Below are 23566 nucleotides of genomic sequence, written 5' to 3' on the forward strand. Positions count from 1 at the left end.
AATTATCCAAGTAATCTGACAGATAAAGATGGCAGTAATAGTTCATTCAGCAGGTATTCAAGATCGGGTAGGAGCTAGAGCCCTGCTACTTTTATCCAAGAACTATAGGCATATAGTAGCTATTTTTGCTGATAGTGGCTATACTGGCAAATTGGTTGACTGGACTTTTGCAATGTTTCGTTGGGTGCTCATTATAGTAAAACGTAATGAACAGAGTAAATTTGTTGTTTTATCTAAACGGTGGATAGTGGAGCGAACTTTTGCTTGGCTTGGTAGTCATCGTAGGCTATCTAAAGATTATGAGCACAAAACCTCATCATCTGAGACGTTTATTAAAATTGCCATGATTAGGCTGATGTTAAAACGCCTGAATGCGACTTAGCAAATAGGTTCTTATGTAACTAGATAAACAAAATAGCATATAATAAACGTTACATTAAACTACACCACAACTTCAATATAACAAACTGTTATAAATCAATATTTTAACATTAAATTCTAAGACATGAACTTATTCTACTATTTAAATGGATTTATTAATGGATATATTTAGTGTATAAATTAAAATAATTCAAGGCAGATAAATTTTTGTGGAAGAAAATAAAATGAAGAAATTAATTTATAGCCTGATCATGTCAGGAATCTCGGGCTTAGCTTTTGCCGACGGCTCCGAATCTGCTCCTCCTGTAGTAAATAATAATGATAAGTACATTAACCCAACTGCCTATATTCAAAACCCCTATGGAACATTGACTAGTAGTGGCGGTACTCAAGTTGTTAGTGAAAGCCAGATGGCAAACCAGAACGTTGCAGAAAAATGGTTTGCAGATGGGACATGGAATGTATTAGCAGGTGCTGCTGCACAATACACTGGAGCTGGTGCTGGATTTCCAAGTTATGCCTATGGTGCAAATTTATTTGGACAAACAGGTCAGGTAGCCGGATTTTCATTTGGTGGTTTATTAACTGCAGTTAACCCATTCTTTTCCAGCAATATGAATGGTTATAACCAGAATTTGGCACCATTTTTACCAGCTAATGAACAGGTAGCCGTATCTGAAGCCTTTGTAGAATACCAATACAGTAATATTGTACAAGTAGATGCTGGTTTAATTGGTATTAATAATAGTCCTTGGCTATCACAAAATTATTATAGTAATATCCTAGCACCTGGTGCCACTTATCAGGGAATTTTAGTTAATATAGATGCAGGTGGTGGCTGGTTATTAACTGCCCTTGGCTTTAATGCAGCTCAAGCAGTAAGTGAAACTGGATTTACAGGCTTAACCTTTTACAATAAAGGTTATGACTATGGAGGCGGGTTGATTGCTAATAATACTACAACTGGTACATCAAACCAAACCATTGCGGTTGGAGCTAACTATCTAGCATGGAATAACCAATATAATCTGCGCCTATGGGGATATGAATTTCAAAATTATGGCAGTTTATTATATGCGGATAATAGTATTAAGTTCCAGCCTACTGAGAATTTAGCTTTTAATGTAGCTGCACAGGGTGGAACGAATAACTCTAATGGTAGTGCAGGCAATCCAAATGGAACCAATGCCATGACCGATGCCGGACTAGGTCAAATTTCAAGTAATTTCGTGGGTATCCAGGGCGGAATGACTTATAAATGGTTTAGTCTGAATGTTGGCTACAATAGTGTTTGGGGTCCACAATCCGCTTATGGTAATGGAGGTATTGTTTCACCATATACCTATGGTTTTGCAACTGATCCGTTATACACCACCCCATATATGGCAGGTTTAGTAGATCTGGGAACTGCAGGTAGCGCTTATAAGGTCAGTCCTTCATTTAACTTCTTAAATGGTAATTTGTCAATCGCACCAGCATTTACCTCATTTACTACTGCTTCACCACAATGGAATGGAACTAAAGAATATGATTTGGTAACAACCTATTCAATACCTGAAATCAAGGGATTAACTTTATTTGGTGTGTATGCCTATCAATCAGTTCCATACTCTACCTATAATACTGCGGGTAGTACCTATGTTACACAAATATTTGTCAGCTATCTATACTAAAGGAAATTTAAATGCGTAAGATATTAATGATTTTAACTATGATGGGGGTTAGTTCTACGTTTGCGATGACCAAAGTAGATTTATCCCAGCAGAAATTCACCTGTAAAGGAGTAAAGCTGACAGATAGCACAACCTCTGCAATTATCAGTCAAAACTGTAAAAACGTAAAAGTAAGAACAGATAAACAAATTACTAGCGGTCACAATGCTGGAGATTTACGCGGCAGCGATCTGATTGAAGAAGACGATACCGATCCAACAGTTGCAAATTTGCAGAAAGTTTCTTTCTATACCGATGATGGTAGCCATCTCAAATGTTATTACAGAAATGATAAACTATATAAATGTAAAGCAAAAAAAACAACTACAAATAGTTCTCAAGCAAAATAAAAAAGGCACTGATAAAGTGCCTTTTTTTTAAGATAGCCTTATTATTGTGCTGCTTGCACAGTCTCTTTACGAGTAAGTTTTTCTTTAATACGAGCTGATTTACCAGAACGCTCACGCAGATAATAAAGTTTAGCACGACGCACATCACCACGACGTTTAACTTCGATTGATTCTACTAATGGAGAATATGTCTGGAATGTTCTTTCAACGCCTTCACCAGCAGAGATTTTACGCACGGTAAAAGCTGAATTTAAACCACGATTACGTTTAGCAATTACCACACCTTCGTATGCCTGTAAACGCTCACGAGTACCCTCTTTTACTTTAACCTGCACGACAACTGTATCACCAGGTGCGAAAGATGGAATAGTTTTATTTAAACGTGCAATTTCTTCTTGCTCAAGAATTTGAATAATATTCATTTTTTTTCCTTATAAATCTTGTTCCTACTTACCTTTTTCAAGGATTTCCTGAAGTAGCCGAGATTCTTCTTTTGTAAATTCACGGTTTTCAAGCAAATCAGGACGTCTTTGATAAGTTCGCCATAAGCTTTGCTGCAACCGCCACTTTTTTATCAGGCTATGGTTACCTGACAATAATACCTCCGGCACTGAATTACCATTATAATCCCGTGGCTGGGTATAATGCGGATAATCCAGAAGTCCATCCATAAATGAATCATTTAATGCTGATTCACTGGTATTTAATGCTCCGGGCATCTGCCGCGCAATTGCATCAATCAGCAACTGGGCTGGCAATTCGCCACCTGAGACCACAAAATCACCTACTGATAGTTCTAGATCAACATTTCGTTCAATAAAACGCTCATCTACCCCTTCATAGCGTCCACAGATCATAATTAACCCCTGCTCTAAAGCAAGTTGATTAACTAAGCTTTGCGTAATTTTTTGCCCCTGAGGCGACAGATAAATTACTTTGGAATGATTTATGCCTTGTTTAGCATGTGACAATTTTGCATTTTCTAGGGCTTTTTCAAGCGGCTCAATCATCATAACCATTCCTGGACCACCACCAAAGCTTTTATCATCAATCCGATGATAATTATCAGTCGTGTAATCACGTGGATTTATTGCATCTAATTGAAACAGATTATTGTTTTGTGCTCGCCCAACTATACCATAGCGCCGCAACACATCAAACATTTCTGGAAAAATGGTAATGACACTAAAGATCAATAATCAAGTCCCCAGTCAACTGTAATCTGTTTCTGCTGAAGATCAACTTTGATAACATGACGCGCAACAAACGGGATTAAGCGTTCAGTTTTATCGTCTTTTACTATCAACACATCATTAGCGCCAGTTTCCATGAGATCAGTAACTAGCCCAAGGTTTTCACCTTCAAGATTAACTACCGATAACCCAATCAAATCAACCCAATAATATTCGTCTTCTTCAGCTTCCGGAAATTGCTCTCGTGGTACTGCTACAGTTGTTCCTTTTAAAGAAAACGCAGCATCCCGATCATCAATTCCGATAAATTTTGCGTGAAAGATACCATCACGAGCAAAACTTGATTCAATTGTTACTGATTTCCAGCTGCTATCCTTACCCAGAAAAAGCTCCGGATACTCATCAAGTGAGTCTGAATATTCAGTACTGACTTTAACCTTAACCCAGCCTTTTACGCCAAACGGACCAGCTATATAACCCATCGGCACTAGATTAGCGGCTATTGTCATGAATTATTTATTATTTTTCAATAATTTTTTTACAGCAGGCGAAACTTGAGCACCAACTGAAGTCCAATAACCAACACGCTCAGAATTGATGCGCACAGCTTCAACACCTTCAGAAGGAACTGGATTATAAAAGCCTAATTTTTCAATAAAACGACCATCACGACGTGAACGTGAATCAGTTGCCACGATACTGAAGTATGGACGATTATGGCTTCCACCACGTGCTAAACGGATAACAACCATTACTAAATCCTTTTAATGTAATATACTTAAAATAAGCCCGTTATTTTAACTTAAATTTATAAAAAATGTCAATGTATAACTTTTAAAACCATACACAGTAATTTGCAGATAGATATTCCACACCAATTTCCAGCAGCATAAACCATAGGCGAACAGTAGTAACAAATAAGCTACAACCCTACCGCAAATAGTGAAAAATAAAAGAAAACAACCACCGTAAACTACGGTGGCCGTCAAGGATCTTTACACTATCTTTGTTTCTGTGTGCTTACTGTGTTCTACCAGAAACTATGTCCTGCACCTGCTACAGATACACTATTACTTACCACTGTCCATGCATCTGACCAGCTAGTCCCTGTTCCCGGTGCATAAACCGATGGAGCCTGATTACACCATCCGGTGTAAGGAAATGGTTTACACTCATAAGTCTTACCATCTGTACCCTTAATACGATCACCTGCCTTATAGTTAGGGTAACCTTCCGGATATACCCCTGCTTGTGGTGTTGGCTCTGGATTGATATGTGTACCTACTGCTATATTTACTGCAGGATTGTTCTTCTCTACTTCATCATTAAACGCATGGTTTAGGAATGTTCCTGCTGATTTTGATGTCGTTGATCCACTTTGATTACCTGATACTGCACTAATCTTAAAGTAAGAACCTTTGTTCTCTAATGGGCTTTGCTCTAATGTAACTTTACCATTAGTAGCTGGAGTTACTGTTGCACGATCATAATAAACACTTGCTGTTGCCGACAATGCACATTTCCCAGTTGGTCCATCCATCTTCTCTAGAAGAGCACTGGTTGCGCCTAGCGTAATGTTTCTTGCTGTTTCCCCAGCTTGGATTGTTGGACCACCCAGTACCATCATCGGACAGGTTGTATTATTAGTTATTGTTGCTCGAATTACACTTGGGTATTGGTAATCCGGTTGTACTGGTTTTGGTTTCTCACTTGATGGAATAACTCCACCACCATTTACTGTCAGAACCGCATTATGTGTCTGACCAGCGGATAATTTAATTGAAGCATTATTTAATGGCTGGCTTTGCCCGTCAACCTGTAGTACACCACCAAATGGGTTACTGATTGTCGAGAATGAACTCCCTTGGATTGCAGTCAGAGTAAACGAATCATCTTCTTTTGCTCCTGAGTGATTCCCAGCAGTTGATAATAGCACTGAACCAGCTGCTATCTCACAATGGTATGAACCATCAGAATATGAAGCATATTCGGTTACTGCATATGTACCATCTGAATTTATTGTTGCTGTGCCTGTACCACCAGGAGCTACTGTACTACCATTTACTGATACTGGGCATACTGTATTATTTTGTAACTGAACATTTATATTACTTGCAAAAGCATTTACTGAACCAATTGCAGCTAAAGCGATAAGTAGTTTTTTCATTTGATGTCTCCTTGACGTATGTTTTTTACTTTTTTGCTTACCGGGCTTTTTATTTCCCATGACGCTATATTAACAATTCATCACACAGTCTGAATATAGCTAACTACGCAATCTACCTATACGATTTTGAGGCATCTAAACTCACCCCTTTAGAAAGGAATATCAACTAACTAAATACAGCTAATAGTACTTACACATACAATACCCTACCATCAAATCAATAACATAATTAGCCTGACAAATTTGCTTGGTATCATTGGATTAACAAGTATTGATATTACATCAATTTAGAAATTATGAATTGACACGGTAATGTGGTTATGCATTTATCAGACCTACCATACCAACACTTTTAATAAAAGCAGCAACTTCATTAAATAGTTGCCGCTGAAATTGTAAGCTAGTGAGCAGATTGGGTAACTTACAATGTAGTTATTAATTAGCCATCTATTGACAAGCAGTTGGTATATATGCTCGATCCATTCTATAGGCTCCAGATTGACCTAAAGCAGTACACTTCCAGGTTAAGGTGGCATCAGAGTTTACTGTAACAAGAAATCTTAGATCATTCGCGTATGAAGTAGATAATCCAGGTATTGAAAAGGTTACTCTTATAAAAGGGTTACTGTTACTACCACCAGGTGTGGGGACTACTACTTCTACATTCGTTACGTATTGCCCAGTTATGTTAGTTGCTAATCCCGCCTGATCATTAGTAGTGGGGAATTCATGGTTCGTCATATAATACTCATTAACGGCTAGCTCAGCATTATTAGCGAATATAAATACTTCTGACATCTTAGAACGGATAGTATATGATTGATATGCGGGTACTGCAATAGCTGCTAAAATACCAATAACTGCAACAGCAATCATTAATTCAATCATTGTAAAACCTTGACGTTTCATAGACTATGCTTCAAAAATAGGGTTGTAATAAGCGCTATATTCAACTTAAACATCAAAGTATCAAAGTCTAAAAGCTTATTTGATATAACTAATAATTCTACCAGCTACTAGATATTTAACAAAAGCACAAAAATTGCACTTGACATTTCTAGCGCGAACTCGGGATAACATAATTAGCCCACAAATTTGGTTGGTGTCATTTGATTAACAAGTATTGATATAATATCAATTGTGACAAACATAACATTTATATTTGCAAGCAATTAATTAAGCATTGTAAATCTGGTTACTTTAAACAAAAAAGCCATTAATATCCATATTTGCATAAAGTCAAAAACAATGTTAAACTCTGCTGTGATTAAGTATTGCTGTCACTTATAAATTTGTCTAAGGGATAAATTTTATTTCTAGTATTAGTTGTACTATCGACTTATTTTAATGAATTATAAGAATAAAATATCCTTATTACAAGTTAACATTTGTTATAAAAAACACTCAAATTCAACCATATGTTTACAAACTCAAGGAGATCGTCGAATGAAAAATAGATTTCTGCTAAGTCAGGCATTAATAGCAACAGGAAGTTTAATTTTATTCGGCTGTGCTACTATGAGCGCGCAGACAACACAACAATACTTAACCGCCACAAAAGAAAATTTGACAATAAACCCTCAACTTGCAGTTGAATCAAGCACAAAAATCATACAAAGTGGCAAGCCAAATGCCGAAGCATACCATCTGCGAGGATTAGCCTACCAGCAGCTAAATAACTTTGCAGCTTCTGAATCCGATTTCCAAACCGCATTAAAACTTGACCAGAAAAATGAAAGTTATATGGTAAGCTATGCTAACCTATTATGCCAAGAGCAAAACTATACTAAAGCCCAAATTTACTATGATCAGGCTTATAACCAAGCCAAAAAACTAAACCACCAATTAACAAAAATTTATATCGACAATGGCGACTGTCTCACCACCCAAAATAAATTGGAACCAGCTATAGCAAGCTACACCAATGCGCTGGCAGATGAAAGTGCTCCAGTAACTGCATATATTGGCATTGCTCACGCATACATACTTCAGGAAAACTTTCCAGTTGCCAACTACTATCTGGGTCTCTATAAAGGAATCCCAAATAAACAATACCTACAGATAAAATTAGTCACTCTTAATGGGCTGATAAAAACAGAACCAAAACTTACCAATCGGGAAAAAATTCAACAAACCATCAATGAATTAAAAGAAGAGCTTGGCATTAAAGACAATAACCAGCAACAAGCAAGCCAAATAGCAGCTACAAATAAAATTACTAACTCTACCGCTCCAGTTACCATTGTAGTTAAAGATACAGAGAGTAAAACTACTCCGGCTACAAATACTAACAACTTTAACAGTAGAGTAAAAACAGCAGCTGATGGCAGAAGTTACATCATCATCACGGCAGGTGATACTCTATTCAGGATTTCGATTAACAGCAAAGTAGCAATCGATAAACTTAAACAAATTAATAATCTAAAAAATAATGAAGTTGTAACTGGCAGTAAATTTTTCCTAAATTAAAGAACCTAAAATAGCTGTTACACCCCTTATTTCATGCTGCGCATCATCAAGCTTCCCATCTACCACTCCAGAACTCCATTACTGGCTGTGAAGTATGATAAAATCTTGGCAAATTTATAAGGGTTTATAATGGCTATTCAGTGGTTTCCGGGGCATATGAATCGTGCGAAAAAAGCACTACAAGAATTAAGTGAAGAAATTGATATCGTCATTGAGTTGCTTGATGCGCGCGCACCCTTTTCCAGCTGTAACCCGCTAATTCAAAATATAATTCGTTTCAAGCGTAAAATCAGGATTCTCAATAAAAGTGATCTAGCCGACCCTGAAATTAGTAAAGTATGGCTAGATTATTTTAGTCAACAAGAAAACACCACAGCTATTTTAGGCGATAAAGACAATAAGAAGCAACGCGATAAAATAATTCGCTTATGCAAAGAGCTTGCGCCTGCACGTGGTACTAGTTTTGAAAAGCCTTTACGCGTGATGATTACCGGGATACCCAATGTTGGTAAATCAACCTTAATCAATCAACTTGTCGGCAAAAAAGCCGCTAAAACGGGCGATGTTCCTGCGGTTACCAAAGCTAATCAGCGACTTTATGTCAGTGATACTTTTGTAATTTTTGATACCCCAGGCATGATGTGGCAAAAAATCCGCTATCCACAAATTGGTTATAATCTAGCAATCTGTAATAGTATCGGGCGTAATGCTTTAGATGAAGAATTGGTAGCTCTCTACTTAGTAGAATTTTTACAGCAAAGCATTTATCGCGATTCTTTTGCTGCACGCTATAAATTAAAGCCAGAGCAGCTTGAGTTACATTATGATAAATTGCTTGACGTACTAGCTAATAAACGAGGCTGTATCATGTCTGGTGGCGTGATTGACCGCCAAAAAATCAGTGAAATTGTTATCCAAGATTTTCGTGATGGCAAAATCGGTAAAATTAGTTTGGAAACCCCTGAATTATGGGATAAGTGGATTAGCGAATTTGTCGAGGAAGAGGAACAATCTACTGCTGAAGAGGAAATGCATACTCGTCCAGAATATGAATACAATGAAGAAGAGCAAAAAACTACACGACCTAATCGGACAAGCGCAAAGAAGAAATAATAAGAATATAAGTACAGAGCTATTATTTATGGTCATTAATTATTTGATCAGATAAAGAAATTTAGACATTAGGAAAATACAGATGGAAAAACAAATTATACTAACTGGTGATCGCCCAACCGGACAACTACATATGGGGCATTATGTTGGTTCACTCGAAAACCGAGTTAAGCTCCAAGATAATCATCAGCAATTTATCATGATTGCTGACATGCAAGCACTAACTGATAATGCAGATAACCCAGAAAAAGTCCGGAGTAATGTAGTGGAAGTTGCGCTTGATTACCTCGCTGTCGGACTTGACCCTACCAAAACCACTATGTTTATCCAATCGGCAATTACTGAGTTATCCGAATTAACCATGTATTATCTGAATCTGGTTACGGTTGCTCGTTTACAACGTAACCCAACCGTTAAAAATGAAATGCAGCAAAAAGGTTTTGGTGCTGATGTGCCAGCCGGCTTTCTGATGTATCCAGTTAGTCAAGCAGCTGACATTACTGCATTTAAGGCAAAGATTGTCCCAGTTGGTGAAGACCAATTACCGGTAATTGAACAAACTAACGAAATCGTCCGTAAATTTAATAGTATCTACGGTGAAGTTCTAGTTGAGGCAGAAGGTTTATTATCAACTACCACCCGTCTTGCGGGACTTGATGGTAAAGCCAAAATGAGTAAATCATTGGATAATGCAATTTATCTTGCGGATGATGCTGATACACTCAAGAAAAAAGTAATGTCAATGTTTACTGATCCGGATCACTTACGCGTAGAAGACCCCGGTAAGGTTGAAGGAAATATGGTATTTGCCTATCTGGACGTATTTGGTCAAGATAAAGAGCATATCGCCGAACTTAAAGCACACTATCAGCGTGGTGGCTTAGGTGATGTAAAAGTAAAACGTTATTTACTGGAAATATTAGAAGCTAAATTTGCGCCGATTCGTGAGAAACGTGCAGAACTGGCTAAAGATAAAGCTGCGATTATGGCAATGCTTAAAGAGGGCTCACTGAAGGCTAAGGAAGTTGCAGCGACTACCCTTAGTGAAGTTAGACGAGCTATCGGAGTTCAATACTTCTAATGCCACAAAAGAAAAGATATTATCGTAAACTCTATAAATGGATCATTGCTGGGGTTAATCTATATAGCTTGATTGTTATTATCTCATTTATAGCAGTATTAGCATATGGGACTATTGGTAGTTACCTGATGCGTGATGAGTTTAGTGGTATCAAAAGCCTCAATGACTCATTCTACTATACGGTAGTTACTTACAGTACTCTTGGTGATGGAAATATTTATCCAGTTACCGAGCGAGCTAAATATCTGGTAATTACCATGGTCGTACTTGGCTTTGGTAATTTTGCCATGTTTGTCTCGGTAGTTTTTTATCAGGTTGTAAATCGCATCCAAAAAGCATTAAATAAACTTCACGGAGGGAAACTGCATATGAAAGATCACATTATCCTATGTGGTTACAGTGTACTTACTGAATTATTAATCAGTAAGTATAATAAAAGTAATATAAAATTTATTGTCCTTGATAATAGACCACATCCGGAATTACCAAATGAAGAAAATTTTCTGTTTGTAAACGTACCTAATCGGGCTGAAAGTCTAGCAAAAGCTAATATAGAATTCTGTAAAGCAGTAATAGCAACCTCATCACTCGATAGTGAAAATATACTTGCAGCAATCAATGCCAATAAGTTGCGTGAAGAATATGGAGCAAAGTTTAAAATTTTGGTACGGGTATTATATGAAGAAAATGCCGAACCAGCCAAACGCAATGGCGCTGATCATGTAATTTCGCCCACATTAATGGAAGCCACAGCAATTATTGGGTTATTATAAAAATAACCCAATAGCATAATTATCCTGTTTTGCTGCCATCCAGCTCCGCAAGAAGTGTCCCTAGCCTTTCTTCATCTATTAGCGTAACGCCCAATTCTCGTGCCTTTTCAAGCTTGCTCCCGGCATCTTCTCCTACAATCACATAATCAGTTTTTTTAGAAACACTGCCTGCAACTTTAGCTCCAAACTCTTCCAGTCTTGCCTTAATTTCATCACGTTTATGATTAACAAAACTCCCAGTAATAACATATGTTTTGCCAGTTACCTGTGGGTTAAAAAGATTTTTAGCAGCAAGCTCAGGATAGTTAACCCCCAATTGTTTTAATTCATCGATGACAATGCAATTATGCTCCTCCGCAAAGAAGTTCAAAATTGATTCGGCTACAACCTCACCAATATCATTTACTTGCATCAACTCTTCTTTTGTCGCCCGCAGTAGTTTATCTATCGAGCCAAATGCTTTTGCCAGATCTTTAGCTGAGGCTTCTCCTACATGACGAATTCCTAGCGCGTAAATTAGCCTAGGCAATGTAGTATTCTTACTATTATTAATCGCTTCAACAAGGTTCCTTGCGCTTTTTGCGGCAAATCGTTCAAGGCTAATTAATTGAATCTCAGTCAGACGAAAAATATCGGGAATGGAGTTAATTAACCTGGCATCAACCAATTGCTCAACAATTTTTTCGCCGAGCCCATCAATATTAAATGCCAACTTACTAGCAAAATGGGTTATCGCCTGCTTCTTTTGCGCTATACAATATAATCCCGCTGAACAGCGAATAATTGTTTCGCCTGACTCTTGCACTAGATGTGAACCACATGCCGGACAACTTAATGGCATGTGAAACACATCAAGCTCACGAGTTCTCGCTTCTGGGATACTTCTAACAATTTCAGGGATTACATCTCCTGCTCGTCTAACAATTACTTTATCGCCAATACGAATATCCTTGCGATGAATTTCTTCTTGATTATGAAGAGTTGCGTTAGTGACGACTACGCCAGCCACATTGACAGGTTTTATTCTTGCCACCGGAGTTAATGCCCCAGTGCGTCCAACCTGAACCTCAATATTTATAATTTCTGACTCAACCTCTTCAGCTGGAAATTTATGTGCAATAGCAAATCGGGGTGCACGTGAAACAAAGCCCAATCTTTTCTGTTCAGCAATACTATTAATCTTATAAACTACACCATCAATGCCAAATTCAAGGAGATTCCTTTTAGTAAGCATTTCCTCATAGTAGATAACCAATTCTTTTATACCAGATAATAATCGGCAATCGTTACTAATTGTAAACCCAAGCTTTTTAAGTAGCTCCAGCTCTTCATAAAAAGTATTACACTTTACCTCATCACTACATCTAGCAATTGAGTAGGCAAAAAAGCGCAATGGTCGCAGAGCCGTCATACTAGTATCTAGCTGACGTATCGTTCCTGCTGCAAGATTTCGCGGATTTGCATAAATCTTTTCGCCCTTCTGCTGCTGTTCAACATTTAATTTGATAAAATCTTCTGTTAGAATCAATATTTCACCACGCACTTCAATTATCTCAGATCGGGTAAGATCATTTGTAAAAGAAAGTGGAATATTACGTACTGTTTTTACATTTTGGGTAACATCCTCGCCAGTGTAACCATCACCGCGAGTTGCTGCTTTGGTTAGAACTCCATTTTCATAGATAAGACTAATTGCTACCCCATCAAATTTTGGCATAGCCACAAAATTAATTTGATCAATACCAACACCCAATTCTTTATCAACCCGTTCTGCAAATTGAAATAATTCTTTATGGCGTAATGATGATTCTACTTCATTCATCACTGAAAATACATTTGACAAAGAAAGCATGGGTAATTCATGTGTTATTTGACTAAAACCATCCAAAACTCTACCACCAACACGCTGAGTTGGGGTATCTGGCTGCACTAGATCAGGATATTTAAGCTCAAGTTCTTGTAACTCTTTAAATAGACGATCATATTCTTCATCACTAATTAGAGATTGGTCATAAGTATGATAATACAAGTTAAATTTATTTAAATCTGAGGTTAACTGGCTAATCTTTGCACCAACTGTTATTTCATTCTCATTCACAGTAAATAAATCCATGTTCCACCAACAAAAAACCTCACCAGATTGATGAGGTAGAAATTAAAATAATATGTATTAACCATCATTTTTAGGATACACATAATTAAACAAGAAGTCTAGTTTGCATTAATAATATCAGAACTAACCGTGAGAAAAATACTTCTCAATTAAACAATCTTTAATTTCTTGGCTAGCAAACGAGGCTTTTAACGCACTTATATTCATTTTAACTATATCATCTTCGTTAATTCCATATTTCTCGGCTAATAACCAGTATTCATTTGTCGTACTATTATTAAACATCAACCGATCATCTGGATTCAAAGCCAAACTTACACCATTATTAAACAGATGCATTACCGGATGCTGGTCTAACTCGCTGACAACACCAGTTCCAAGATTGCTCGATAAATTAATTTCAACATGAATACCTTCATTAATCATACGCTTGATAACTTCATTAACCAATCGCTCATCTTTATGATTAAGTATTTGACAAGCATGTCCAATCCGCAACGCCTTATTGTCCAAAGCCTCAATAATTGAAAAAATATCCCCAGCTTCACCTGCATGCACTGTTAATGGAATATTATGCTTATGAAGCAAATCTAAGGTGTTTTTTTGCCGAGACAATGGGAATCCAATATCCGCACCAGCAAAGTCAAAACCAACAACCTTTTCACCATAAAATTCTACACAGAGTTTTGCAAGCTCAAAATTGATCTCGTCAGTGAAATTTCTGATTCCACAGATAAGGATACCGTACTCAATTCCAAAATCACGCTTGCCTTGCTCCATCCCTAGAATAATGCTATCCATAACTTCGCTATAACTTAAACCCTGCTGAAGATGTAGGAATGGGCAAAACCTACTTTCTACATAAATTACATTGTCATTGGCAAAATCAGCCATCATTTCATAGGCAACTCGGCGTAGAGATTCAGGAGTTTGCATCACTGAACATGATACACTAAAAGCATTAAGACAGCGAAATAAATCTTTAGCAACTGATTCATTATAAAACCATTCTGCTAATTTCTCCGGCTCGCTAATGGGTAAATCAATATGCTGCTGGTTTGCAAGTTCAACAATTGTTGTGGCTCGTAGCCCACCATCAAGATGATCGTGTAACACGACTTTGGGCATACTACGAATTTCACTAAATGACAACATCATTACTTTCCTAGCCATTAACTCTGAAGTTTCAGAAGCTGGCTAACGCAATATTAGCTTTTTACTTGTTTATTATGGGAATACACGCATAATTAATGCTGACCCCAGCTGTACACCCTGACGATTCATATTATTAATGTACACATTTACCTGCTTAACTAGAGTATTATAATCCTTCTCAGCAAGTACCAGTTTGTTATTTGTGAGTAATCTTGACTCAAAAATCTGCATATAATCTTCAGCAAAATCAAAAATACTTTCAACTGCAAGCATTGGATATTCTAAATGTTGTAATTTAGCATTAATTGAAAGAAGCTGGTACGATGATTTTAGATTTAATGGTTTATCAAATTCATCACCAATACGGAACAAAGTTCTGCCATTTTCTATTTTCTCAAAATAACCATGATTAAAACTAAAACCCTTACTATCAAAATATTTCTGCAAATGACGAAACTCAAGCTTATCTTTATTCACTAGATACAAGGCAAGCTCAAGTTCAACATTATTTAATCCCTTCAATTGTTGCTGAAGTTTTCTGATTTGTAACTCTGAATCCGTTTGTCGGATATGAGCTTCATGATGAAGAGCAAATTTGGCTAATTCATTATAAATGTTGTTTAATTGCAAATCATTGACCACGCCTTCGTTATCAACTAGCGTTAAAACCAGTTTTAAGCCCCGGACAATATACTTATTTCCCGCCTGATAGATTTGCCAACCACCACTTTTATCAAGAACAAAGAAAACATAACTTTTAGTAATATACTGGCTAATGTCCGGTAACATTTTAATTTTCACTGCTTTAGGAAAAGTTATGTCAATGACATGATCAAGTTCACGCTCAACAATATTTGCATATGGAAACTCTATCTTGTCATAATCTATAAAATCAATGTCTTTTGGCTGTTTTATAACTTCACTATCATTTAATAATGGATCAAACGCCATTTCTGCCTGTTCAAGTTTATCCTGCTCATGGATTACACGATCTTCAACCGAACTCTTAAATGCTGAAATTTCATTTGCCTGATTATCAAAAATCAATCCCTGATCGTGTTTGATCACATCATCAGCAGCCTGATTAAAATTTGCTTCGATAATTTTCTTAAATTTATGCTCTTGATAAATATAATAAACTATTATTGCTAAAACTATTACCGCAATAATAACGACTATACTAAGCTGTACTTCATTCATTAATATTTTCCTCAATTATGCTTCTAATTAATCGAAATAGTTTGGTGTAATTCCGGTTCTGATTTGCCTGCTGCTCTTTACGCACCTGCCGTATCAAAATTCGCAACTCAGCAATATCCGGGATGGGGAACTCAAGTGCAAACTGGGTTAAACTTTCATCGCTAGACAATAATTTGTCACGCCATGATTCGCTTAAATGAAATACTTGAGTGGACTTTAAAGATTCGCCATTTAGATCCGCCAATTTGTTGACTATAGGTTCTGCGTCAATTTTTCGCATCAATTTACCAATGTACTGATATTGCCTACGTAATGCACCATTAGAATTTATCTGCTGCGCATGTTTTACTGCTTCAAGCAGCTCCGGAGGTAATTCCAGTTTTTTTAATTTGTCTTTTGGTAGCTTCACCAATTCTATTCCTAAATCCTGAAGCTCTTCCATCTGGGCTTTACGCTTGGTTTTACTTAGCGGATCCAAAAGCTCTTCTTCATTTAGATTTGTATTTTTTTGATTCATATAGCTTATAAGTTATTTAACTTCAACCATTATATTACTATATTTTCACATTGAAAAATCCAATTAAATATATGAAAAATGAATAATTTCAAAAAATTACCACTATTAATTGGCAAATACGTAGATGAAAACTATAGCTATATGACTAGACAAATAAGTTGAATCCGCATAAACATATTGATTTTGATAGCAGTCAGCCCACTTCTACTAAAGCACGCCAAAGTAGTTGCGGTTATATGAATCATTCCAGAAGTGATACTCCCAAATAACGCAGTTGGTAAACGCATCGAGCATCTTTATCCGTGTACTTTCACTAGCAGCAACATATAATTCATCAGCAATCGTTATTGCCCGCCTAACCCCAGCTTCAAATTCACTACTCGCATAGTTATCTATCCAAAGCTGGTAGGGATTCCCTTCCGCTGAATATTTATGAATATGGCAACCTACTTGATGATAAACCCAAAAACAAGGTAAGACTGCTGCAACACCTACTTCAACTGCTTCACCTTTCGCTGTAGCGTTCAGATAACTGGTATAACCGATACAGGCGTTTGAGATTGATTTATCAATTGCCCTCACTTCGCTAAATTGCTTCCGAAAAGAACTATGTACCACTTCCTGTTCAGCAATAAAGGCACCTTTGGCAAAATCGATAAATTCAAGAATATGCTCGTTCAATTCAAGTCTGGAAGCTATTGTTGCTAGCGATTTGGCATATTCTTTCAGATAGATTGAGTCTTGTTCGATATAGTACATGAATTTATCTTTTCCTAATGTACCTTGCGATAACTCCTGATTAAACGGATGATTCAGAATCTTTGCATAATTATGCTCACTTTGTTGCCATGCCAACTGTGAAAATTTCATTATATTGCCACCTTCTCTGCTAGATTCTGCTTCCAGATCGCATGAAAATGGTTTACTGGTCCATGTCCTTTACCAATCGCCTCATACTGAAAGCTCAAAATTGCCTGAGTAATATATTCCTTGGCATTACTACAGCTAGTTACTAATGAATCTCCCCGTGCGAGCCCACTAGCAATTGCCGCCGATAATGTACAACCAGTACCATGTGTGTTTTTACTTTTGATCCTTCTAGATATAAACCACTGGTATTTATCTTCGGTAAATAATAAATCCTGGCACATACCTCCCTCCATGTGCCCACCTTTAAGAAAAACTGCCTCGACCCCAGTTTCAAGGATTTGTCTGGCAGCATCCAGCATTGCCTCTTGGGTATTAATTTTATGTCCAAATAAAACCTCCGCTTCATCAGTATTTGGCGTAACAACCGTTGCTAATGGCAGGATTTTTTCTTTCAAAGTGCTAACCGCTTCTGGAAGTAGTAGCATATCACCACTTTTGGCAACCATTACCGGATCTACAACTACTGGTATTCCTTTCGCATTTTGCTTTAGATACTGAGCTACTAGATTGACTATTTCACTATTAAATAACATTCCAATCTTTATAACATCCGGAGTAATATCAGAAAATATGCTATCTAGCTGCTCTTCAATTGCTGTTAAGGGAATTGAATAACAATTACTCACACCACAAGTATTCTGTATTGGTAATGCAGTTAATACACTCATTCCATAACAGCCCAATGCTGAAAAAGTCTTTAAATCAGCCTGTATCCCCGCACCACCGGAAGCATCAAATCCAGCAATAGTTAATGCTTTAGCTAACATGATTATTTAACCTTTCCTAATTTATCATTTATAAAATCCCAATCGGGCGCGAAAAGACTATCGATAAACTCAGTCCTAAATTTTGCTGGCTTATCAGCTCTACGCCGTGCATCCTCTGCAACTAAAGTATAAAATGCTATGGCTATATTTGTCGCGAGAAAATAATCCTTCTCGACCGCGGCAAAGGCAGCAATTACGGCACCAAGAGCACAGCCCATCCCGCTAACTTTAGTCATCAATTCAGTACCATAACTACTCTCACTGGCTTGATCAACTCCAATGATATAATCAGTTTCACCACTTATCGCGATAATAGATTTATACTTATTTGCAAGAGATTTAGCGCTTTCAATAGCATCTTGCGACTGACGACTAGATTCGACACCATGAGTAACTACATCATTCCGCACTAATGCCATAATTTCACTAGAGTTGCCGCGGATAATATTCGCATACTGACTCAGCTCAACTGCACTATTAGTACGAATCTGGCTAGCACCAGCACCAACCGGATCAAGAATGACAGGCTTATTCTTTGCATTGGCATCTTTAGTTGCATATTTAGCAATATTTATAAATTGATTATCAAGCGTCCCAATATTTATATTTATTGCACCGGAAATTGACACTAGTTCAGCAACCTCATCAATTGAAGAAGACATAATTGGCGCAGCACCTAAAGCCAATAAAACATTTGCCATAAAATCTTGTGTAACTGAGTTGGTCAGATTTAAAACAACTGGTTTGGTGTTGACTAACTTTTGATGTAATCTATAAATATCTGCATAATCTATCATCCAGATTCTCCTCTAAAATTACTTTTATAACTATTTAATTTATCTAGCTTGATTTATAAGGTTTTGAATATATAATTCCGGATTTTTAGCTTCGTGAATAGCACTGATTAGTGCAATACCAGCAACTCCAGTAGCATAGACCTGACTCACATTAGTAAGATTAATTCCACCAATTGCGATAACGGGATGTCTGGATTCTTGACAAAACTGTTTTAATCCGTCGATACCCCAGATAGTCCTGAGATTTTTTTTGGTATTAGTAGGAAAGATACTACTTGCTGCTACATAATTAAGATAATCAAGTTGATTAGCGCTCAAAAGCTCACTCATCGATTCAATCGATAAACCGATAATTTTATCTTGCCCGATTAATGCCCTAACTAATTCAGGATTAGCATCTGTCTGCCCGAGATGAATACCGTCTGCATCAAGTTCCAGCATTAGTTTGAAATCATCATTGACTATTAGAGAAGCATCATAGTTTGAGAGAACGGCTTTTAATTCCCGCCCAAAAGATAGTAGATCAGGATAAGCCCAGTTTTTCTGACGTAACTGGAGATGAGTTATACCACTTTTGGCACAAATTTCGATAAATTTAAGATACTTATCATCAGGAAAAACCTGACAATTAGTCAATAGATGAATTTGAATTGTATTATGAGCACTCATTTTGCACTTTTCTTACAAAATAAGCGTAAAAAGGATAATATTGTGAATTAGCCTCCCTACGCTGGTATTAGCCAGAATCAGGTTCAAAGGGTTAAGGAATTATCCTCTCTCAGCAACTAGATTGTTGCACCCCCGCTAGAATTTGCAGGATTATAACATAAAAAAAGCAACCATAAAGATGTTTACCATGGTAGGCGTGTTGCTGAAGCTATAAGAGACTGGTTAACGTTTACTGTGGCAGTATAATAATGATTACTACTATTTTCAATGAAAGCCATAGAAGTTGTAACTAGTGGGTTACTGGTTTCTAGCATCATCCCTCGGACGCAATCGCCAGAACTGTGTAGTTCACTCCAATTAGTATTATTTGCATAGCTGGCATTATAGCTTAAATTATAATGTTTATAAGCATCACTCGGTGGTAGATGATCTGAACCTGTTTCATAGCCCCATAGCCCAAAACCGAGAAGTAACTGCGTTGTCTCTGAAGGAAGTAAATAAATAAGCATGCTACTTTTTTCTTCTACCACTTGTGGTGTAACTCTCACATGAAAACTGGAATTAGCTTTAATAACTTGCTGATTTAAAAATTGCACCTCATCTCCACAATCCTTACTGTCCTTCTGCCCTTCAAGCTGACAATCAAAGTGGTAACTATCTGTTACAGATATAGTGTAAGCCGCAGAAGTATTATTATTAATAGTCAGATAAATATCTGGAGTAGCGAAAACATGTGTAATACCAAATATACCTAACAGCAGCAAAATCTTTTTCATGACTCATCACCTTTAAAATAAATTTATTAATAAGCTTATTTTACACTTAGATACACTATTAAAAAACCGTCCAAAATGGACGGGAACAACGCAAAGGGTAGTTTTTAGATAGAAGATTTACTACCCCTGATTTTTACAATTACAAATTTGGATATAACCTAATCACCCTAATACAACAAAATTAATTATTGAAGTGATACTAGTGTAGATACTGCAATTCCAATTGGAATATATGGTGTTGAATAACCATAAAGCCCATCTGCCATACTCAAATTACACTGAACTAGTGGACTATTTCCAGATCCTTCGGCACACAGCGCAACACTAGTACCTAACTGAGCCCCATTATACCCCCAGTTAAGTGGAAAAACTGTTTGCTGATAACTACCTATCCCTACCGGACCAGCAAATACATTTTCCCCAGAGCTGGTTTGTCCTTGCTGCGGCTGGCAATTTGCCAATAAGCCACTTTCAGTTAGTTGACAAGCTACCATATTGGCATTATTTTGTTGACCAGGATCAGTTATGTAAGCATAGCCATTAGTAATGGTCATCATCCTTGGATCAACTAAACTGCCTGTTCCATTACTGTTGGGGGCATTACTTACTCTTAGACTATCTGGAATAAGGCTGCCATCCGCATTTAAACCAATAACATTAACTACATCAGTCGCACCGGATACTCCGTATAACATCTGATTTGCCGCAATTAGACTAAAGTCTGTATTACTAGCCGAATAAACCGAGCTATAAAGCATACAACTGTCTGCACTTAACTCACCTTTAGCACCGATCTGACATGCCATAATTGATGCTTTACTCTGTTCTCCCAATCCAAATGTTGGAAAATACAAAGTATTATTAGATACGGCAGGTTGGAAAGCTCTTAGTGCTTGGGGATTAAGTTCACTAGTAGTATATACGTTACATTGATCAAATTGACCATTAGACTCTATCGCGCAGCTAACTATCTGTGAAGCAGCTAAAGGGTTACTTCCTTTATCCAAACTGATAAATGCATAATTATTATTAATTACTATCCCTACTGGCGACCCCCCATTTAAAAGCGGGTTATATCCATAATCAGTTCCAGTAGCAACAGTAGTATTGGCTGTAGTCGGACGCATAACTGAACATATACCAAAATTGTTTTGAGCTTGAATAAATGGACATACCGAAATATCTCCAGAGCCCTGATTTAAAATAAAAGCTGTCGGATTAGTTACTGGTGCTGTGCTTCCACCAGAAGATCCACCACTATTGCAACCTGCAATAATTAGTGGAAAAGCACATAAACTTAAAATTATGACATTACGTTTTACTAACATCTGATTTCCTTTAAAATTAAACTAAATTTGCTAAATTAGCTATCTACTAGAGCTCAATTGAAAAATAAACCCAACACGAGCCTTTTGACTGATTCAGTCCTATTCCTCCTTCACCAATTTGCAAACTTTAATGAAATAACACTAACTGATTCCAATGATTAACTCCTGGATCAAATACCTTAATTTCTCCATAATTCGTCCCAGCAAGAATATATGGAACTCCATTTCCTTTAGGTGTTAGATCTTCATTTAACGGCCAATAAACTCTCATTGAAGTAACTGCATTATCAGTTCCCCAATCTCCATTATCACTTGTAACACCAAAGTTTGTCCAAGTATGACTGTCATAATAATAAACTTCCGCCGCATTTTTATTACTATTATTAGTAGCAATCACAACTTGCGGATCACCTGATGATGGCCAATATGCTTGAAGATCTAAAATAGTATTACCTTCAATAGCTTTGCCATTTGCAACATGCTCAATATTACCCTTGTTATCGTCTCTTACTAGGTTAAACCAGCTATTACGACTAGGATCATAATACTTAACCTCAGCATAGTTTGTACCAACTAAAATTCGTGGAATACAATTTTGCCCACACCAAGCAACTTGCATAGCAGTAACAGCATTATCAACGCCCCAATCTCCTTGATGAGTCTTAATCCCAAAATTGTTCCACACCTGACCATTGTAGTAATAGACTTCAGCCCCATTTGCACCACTATTATTTGTACCTAGCATTATCTGTGGATCACCACTTATATTCCAATCAACAGACATTACACCTATAGCATCACCCTCAATAGCTCTACCATTGACAACATTTTCAATATTACCTTTATCATCGTCCCTTACCAGATTAAACCAGTTGTTACGGCTAGGATCATAGTACTTCACTTCACCAAAGTTAGTAGCTGCTACAATATAAGGTGCAGAGCTATCTGGAGTCTCATAACCATAACGATCCCATGAAACATTTAATTGAGTAACGCTATTTCCTTTACCCCAGTCACCGTGTCCAGTTGTAATCCCAAAATTTGTCCACGAATGACCATTATAATAATAAACTTCCGCACCATTCTCACCATTGTTATCACTACCCAAAACTATTTTTGGATCATCACCATTACTTGGCCATAATACTGACATAGCAGTAACTGTATTAGTTAGTTCATTATTTGAATTAACATAGTTAATGTCTCCTTTATGGGCTTGATCCATTAGATCACTCCACTGATTTTTAGCAGGATCATAGTACCTAACTTTTCCATACTTGGTAACAATAACCATATACGGTGTAATTCCTGCTACGCTTAAGCCATTTGCATTTGCATATTTAATCGTTCTATCCCAAGAAACTGAAGTCTGAACAATCTCATCATAAACTTTTGTGTCTGATATATCATTCCATAAATTACCATTAAAATCATGAACTACTGAAGAGTTACCAAATTTTCCAGCTCCATCAACGTTAAATCCTCCAGTTGATAATATCAAGGGACATTTAACACCCTCAAGCTGTGGACCAATCCCCAAATAGTTTATATGTTGGTAGCCATCATGTCTTGTAACCATATTAGCAATCGCATGATAAATACCATCAGTAAAAGCAGTTACGAGTCCACCAAGATTGGCGAACATAATGGAACCAATCCCCTCCATTACAAATTGTGCCACCTCTGAAATAAACACATTCTCAAGTGAACCTCGCACTAATAGTCCATATATAGGGACTGAATAAATACCAGTAGATGCACCGTAAACTATTTCATACTGTTGTGCATCTGGAAGGGTATCGCTTTTTAACGATTGCTTTTTATTAAGATTTTGATTAATTGCTATACTAGGAGATTGAACACTGCTTATAGAGTTTGATTGCCCACTGTTACATCCCAATAAAATGGAAGATACTAAAAGGGAGCTGATTAATGTTTTAATTTTCATAGACACTTTCCTTAAAAATATGTACTTCTTAGCTAAAATTATTTGGTTCAATAGCATATTCTAGATTAAATTACCAAGTTTAAGAACCGTCCAAATTGGACGGTTCACAAAACTCTTTTACAAAAAT

General features: G+C 37.0%; 24 protein-coding genes and 1 riboswitch. Of the genes, 7 read left to right on the forward strand and 17 right to left on the reverse strand.

Annotated elements, in window-relative coordinates; genetic code table 11:
• The first annotated feature begins 28 nt into the window (after nucleotides 1-28).
• The 3 genes from CUN60_RS11710 (at nucleotide 29) to CUN60_RS11720 (ending at nucleotide 2443) form a co-directional block, all read left to right on the forward strand.
• A complete protein-coding gene (locus CUN60_RS11710) occupies nucleotides 29-382 on the forward strand; it encodes a transposase (protein ID WP_102952218.1) in 354 nt (117 codons plus the stop codon).
• 223 nt (nucleotides 383-605) lie between these two features.
• Nucleotides 606-2054, forward strand: a complete 1449-nt coding sequence (locus CUN60_RS11715; RefSeq protein ID WP_102952219.1) for a hypothetical protein — start codon at nucleotides 606-608, stop codon at nucleotides 2052-2054.
• 11 nt (nucleotides 2055-2065) lie between these two features.
• Nucleotides 2066-2443, forward strand: a complete 378-nt coding sequence (locus CUN60_RS11720) for a hypothetical protein (protein WP_102952220.1) — start codon at nucleotides 2066-2068, stop codon at nucleotides 2441-2443.
• A 41-nt stretch (nucleotides 2444-2484) separates the two neighbouring features.
• Here the strand turns inward: CUN60_RS11720 and rplS are convergent, their stop codons facing one another.
• From rplS to CUN60_RS11750, 6 genes are all read right to left on the reverse strand, one after another.
• Nucleotides 2485-2865 carry a 50S ribosomal protein L19 gene (gene rplS, locus CUN60_RS11725; RefSeq protein WP_102952221.1) on the reverse strand — a complete coding sequence of 127 codons (381 nt, stop codon included), beginning with the start codon at nucleotides 2863-2865 and terminating at the stop codon, nucleotides 2485-2487.
• Between the two features lie 24 nt (nucleotides 2866-2889).
• Complete coding sequence (gene trmD / locus CUN60_RS11730) at nucleotides 2890-3639, reverse strand: tRNA (guanosine(37)-N1)-methyltransferase TrmD (RefSeq protein ID WP_102952222.1); 750 nt, start codon at nucleotides 3637-3639, stop codon at nucleotides 2890-2892.
• Nucleotides 3636-4145 (reverse strand): ribosome maturation factor RimM, encoded by a 510-nt coding sequence (rimM, locus tag CUN60_RS11735; RefSeq protein WP_102952223.1) that lies wholly within the window; start codon nucleotides 4143-4145, stop codon nucleotides 3636-3638. The genes trmD and rimM overlap by 4 nt, the downstream gene beginning before the upstream one ends.
• A gap of 3 nt (nucleotides 4146-4148) precedes the next feature.
• Entirely contained in the window at nucleotides 4149-4388 is a 240-nt protein-coding gene (gene rpsP / locus CUN60_RS11740; RefSeq protein WP_102952224.1) for a 30S ribosomal protein S16, read from the reverse strand.
• Between the two features lie 278 nt (nucleotides 4389-4666).
• Complete coding sequence (locus CUN60_RS11745) at nucleotides 4667-5803, reverse strand: hypothetical protein (RefSeq protein WP_102950789.1); 1137 nt, start codon at nucleotides 5801-5803, stop codon at nucleotides 4667-4669.
• A 447-nt stretch (nucleotides 5804-6250) separates the two neighbouring features.
• Entirely contained in the window at nucleotides 6251-6712 is a 462-nt protein-coding gene (locus CUN60_RS11750) for a pilin (protein ID WP_102952225.1), read from the reverse strand.
• Nucleotides 6713-7249: 537 nt separating this feature from the next.
• On the opposite strand from CUN60_RS11750, the gene CUN60_RS11755 reads away from it, so the two are divergent.
• The 4 genes from CUN60_RS11755 to CUN60_RS11770 all read left to right on the forward strand — a co-directional run bounded on the left by CUN60_RS11755 (nucleotide 7250) and on the right by CUN60_RS11770 (nucleotide 11239).
• On the forward strand, nucleotides 7250-8272 hold the full coding sequence (locus CUN60_RS11755; protein ID WP_158649413.1) for a tetratricopeptide repeat protein: 1023 nt from the start codon (nucleotides 7250-7252) through the stop codon (nucleotides 8270-8272).
• Between the two features lie 129 nt (nucleotides 8273-8401).
• Nucleotides 8402-9385, forward strand: coding sequence for a ribosome biogenesis GTPase YlqF (gene ylqF, locus CUN60_RS11760; protein WP_102952227.1), 984 nt, complete (start codon nucleotides 8402-8404; stop codon nucleotides 9383-9385).
• 82 nt (nucleotides 9386-9467) lie between these two features.
• Entirely contained in the window at nucleotides 9468-10466 is a 999-nt protein-coding gene (gene trpS / locus CUN60_RS11765; RefSeq protein WP_102952228.1) for a tryptophan--tRNA ligase, read from the forward strand.
• Nucleotides 10466-11239: an NAD-binding protein gene (locus CUN60_RS11770; protein WP_102952229.1), complete on the forward strand. Its 774-nt coding sequence runs from the start codon at nucleotides 10466-10468 to the stop codon at nucleotides 11237-11239. Before trpS ends, CUN60_RS11770 begins: the two co-directional genes overlap by 1 nt.
• A gap of 19 nt (nucleotides 11240-11258) precedes the next feature.
• Here CUN60_RS11770 and ligA read toward each other — a convergent pair whose 3' ends face one another.
• The 11 genes from ligA to CUN60_RS11825 all read right to left on the reverse strand — a co-directional run bounded on the left by ligA (nucleotide 11259) and on the right by CUN60_RS11825 (nucleotide 23439).
• On the reverse strand, nucleotides 11259-13352 hold the full coding sequence (gene ligA / locus CUN60_RS11775; RefSeq protein ID WP_102952230.1) for an NAD-dependent DNA ligase LigA: 2094 nt from the start codon (nucleotides 13350-13352) through the stop codon (nucleotides 11259-11261).
• A 123-nt stretch (nucleotides 13353-13475) separates the two neighbouring features.
• On the reverse strand, nucleotides 13476-14510 hold the full coding sequence (add, locus tag CUN60_RS11780) for an adenosine deaminase (protein ID WP_158649414.1): 1035 nt from the start codon (nucleotides 14508-14510) through the stop codon (nucleotides 13476-13478).
• Between the two features lie 69 nt (nucleotides 14511-14579).
• A complete protein-coding gene (locus CUN60_RS11785; RefSeq protein WP_102952232.1) occupies nucleotides 14580-15707 on the reverse strand; it encodes a hypothetical protein in 1128 nt (375 codons plus the stop codon).
• Complete coding sequence (yjgA, locus tag CUN60_RS11790; RefSeq protein ID WP_102952233.1) at nucleotides 15700-16224, reverse strand: ribosome biogenesis factor YjgA; 525 nt, start codon at nucleotides 16222-16224, stop codon at nucleotides 15700-15702. Before yjgA ends, CUN60_RS11785 begins: the two co-directional genes overlap by 8 nt.
• 207 nt (nucleotides 16225-16431) lie before the next feature.
• Nucleotides 16432-17094, reverse strand: coding sequence for a TenA family protein (locus CUN60_RS11795; protein ID WP_102952234.1), 663 nt, complete (start codon nucleotides 17092-17094; stop codon nucleotides 16432-16434).
• Complete coding sequence (thiD, locus tag CUN60_RS11800) at nucleotides 17094-17921, reverse strand: bifunctional hydroxymethylpyrimidine kinase/phosphomethylpyrimidine kinase (protein WP_102952235.1); 828 nt, start codon at nucleotides 17919-17921, stop codon at nucleotides 17094-17096. Before thiD ends, CUN60_RS11795 begins: the two co-directional genes overlap by 1 nt.
• A 2-nt stretch (nucleotides 17922-17923) precedes the next feature.
• Nucleotides 17924-18718, reverse strand: coding sequence for a hydroxyethylthiazole kinase (gene thiM / locus CUN60_RS11805; RefSeq protein ID WP_102952236.1), 795 nt, complete (start codon nucleotides 18716-18718; stop codon nucleotides 17924-17926).
• 39 nt (nucleotides 18719-18757) lie between these two features.
• Entirely contained in the window at nucleotides 18758-19387 is a 630-nt protein-coding gene (gene thiE / locus CUN60_RS11810) for a thiamine phosphate synthase (protein WP_102952237.1), read from the reverse strand.
• Between the two features lie 35 nt (nucleotides 19388-19422).
• A riboswitch (TPP riboswitch) is annotated at nucleotides 19423-19531 on the reverse strand.
• Between the two features lie 38 nt (nucleotides 19532-19569).
• Entirely contained in the window at nucleotides 19570-20163 is a 594-nt protein-coding gene (locus CUN60_RS11815) for a hypothetical protein (protein ID WP_102952238.1), read from the reverse strand.
• Nucleotides 20164-20348: 185 nt separating this feature from the next.
• Nucleotides 20349-21491: a hypothetical protein gene (locus CUN60_RS11820; protein ID WP_102952239.1), complete on the reverse strand. Its 1143-nt coding sequence runs from the start codon at nucleotides 21489-21491 to the stop codon at nucleotides 20349-20351.
• 127 nt (nucleotides 21492-21618) lie between these two features.
• Nucleotides 21619-23439: a hypothetical protein gene (locus CUN60_RS11825; protein ID WP_102952240.1), complete on the reverse strand. Its 1821-nt coding sequence runs from the start codon at nucleotides 23437-23439 to the stop codon at nucleotides 21619-21621.
• Nucleotides 23440-23566 lie beyond the last annotated feature (127 nt).

Source organism: Aquella oligotrophica (assembly GCF_002892535.1).
Taxonomy (GTDB): Bacteria; Pseudomonadota; Gammaproteobacteria; order Burkholderiales; family UBA11063; genus Aquella; species Aquella oligotrophica.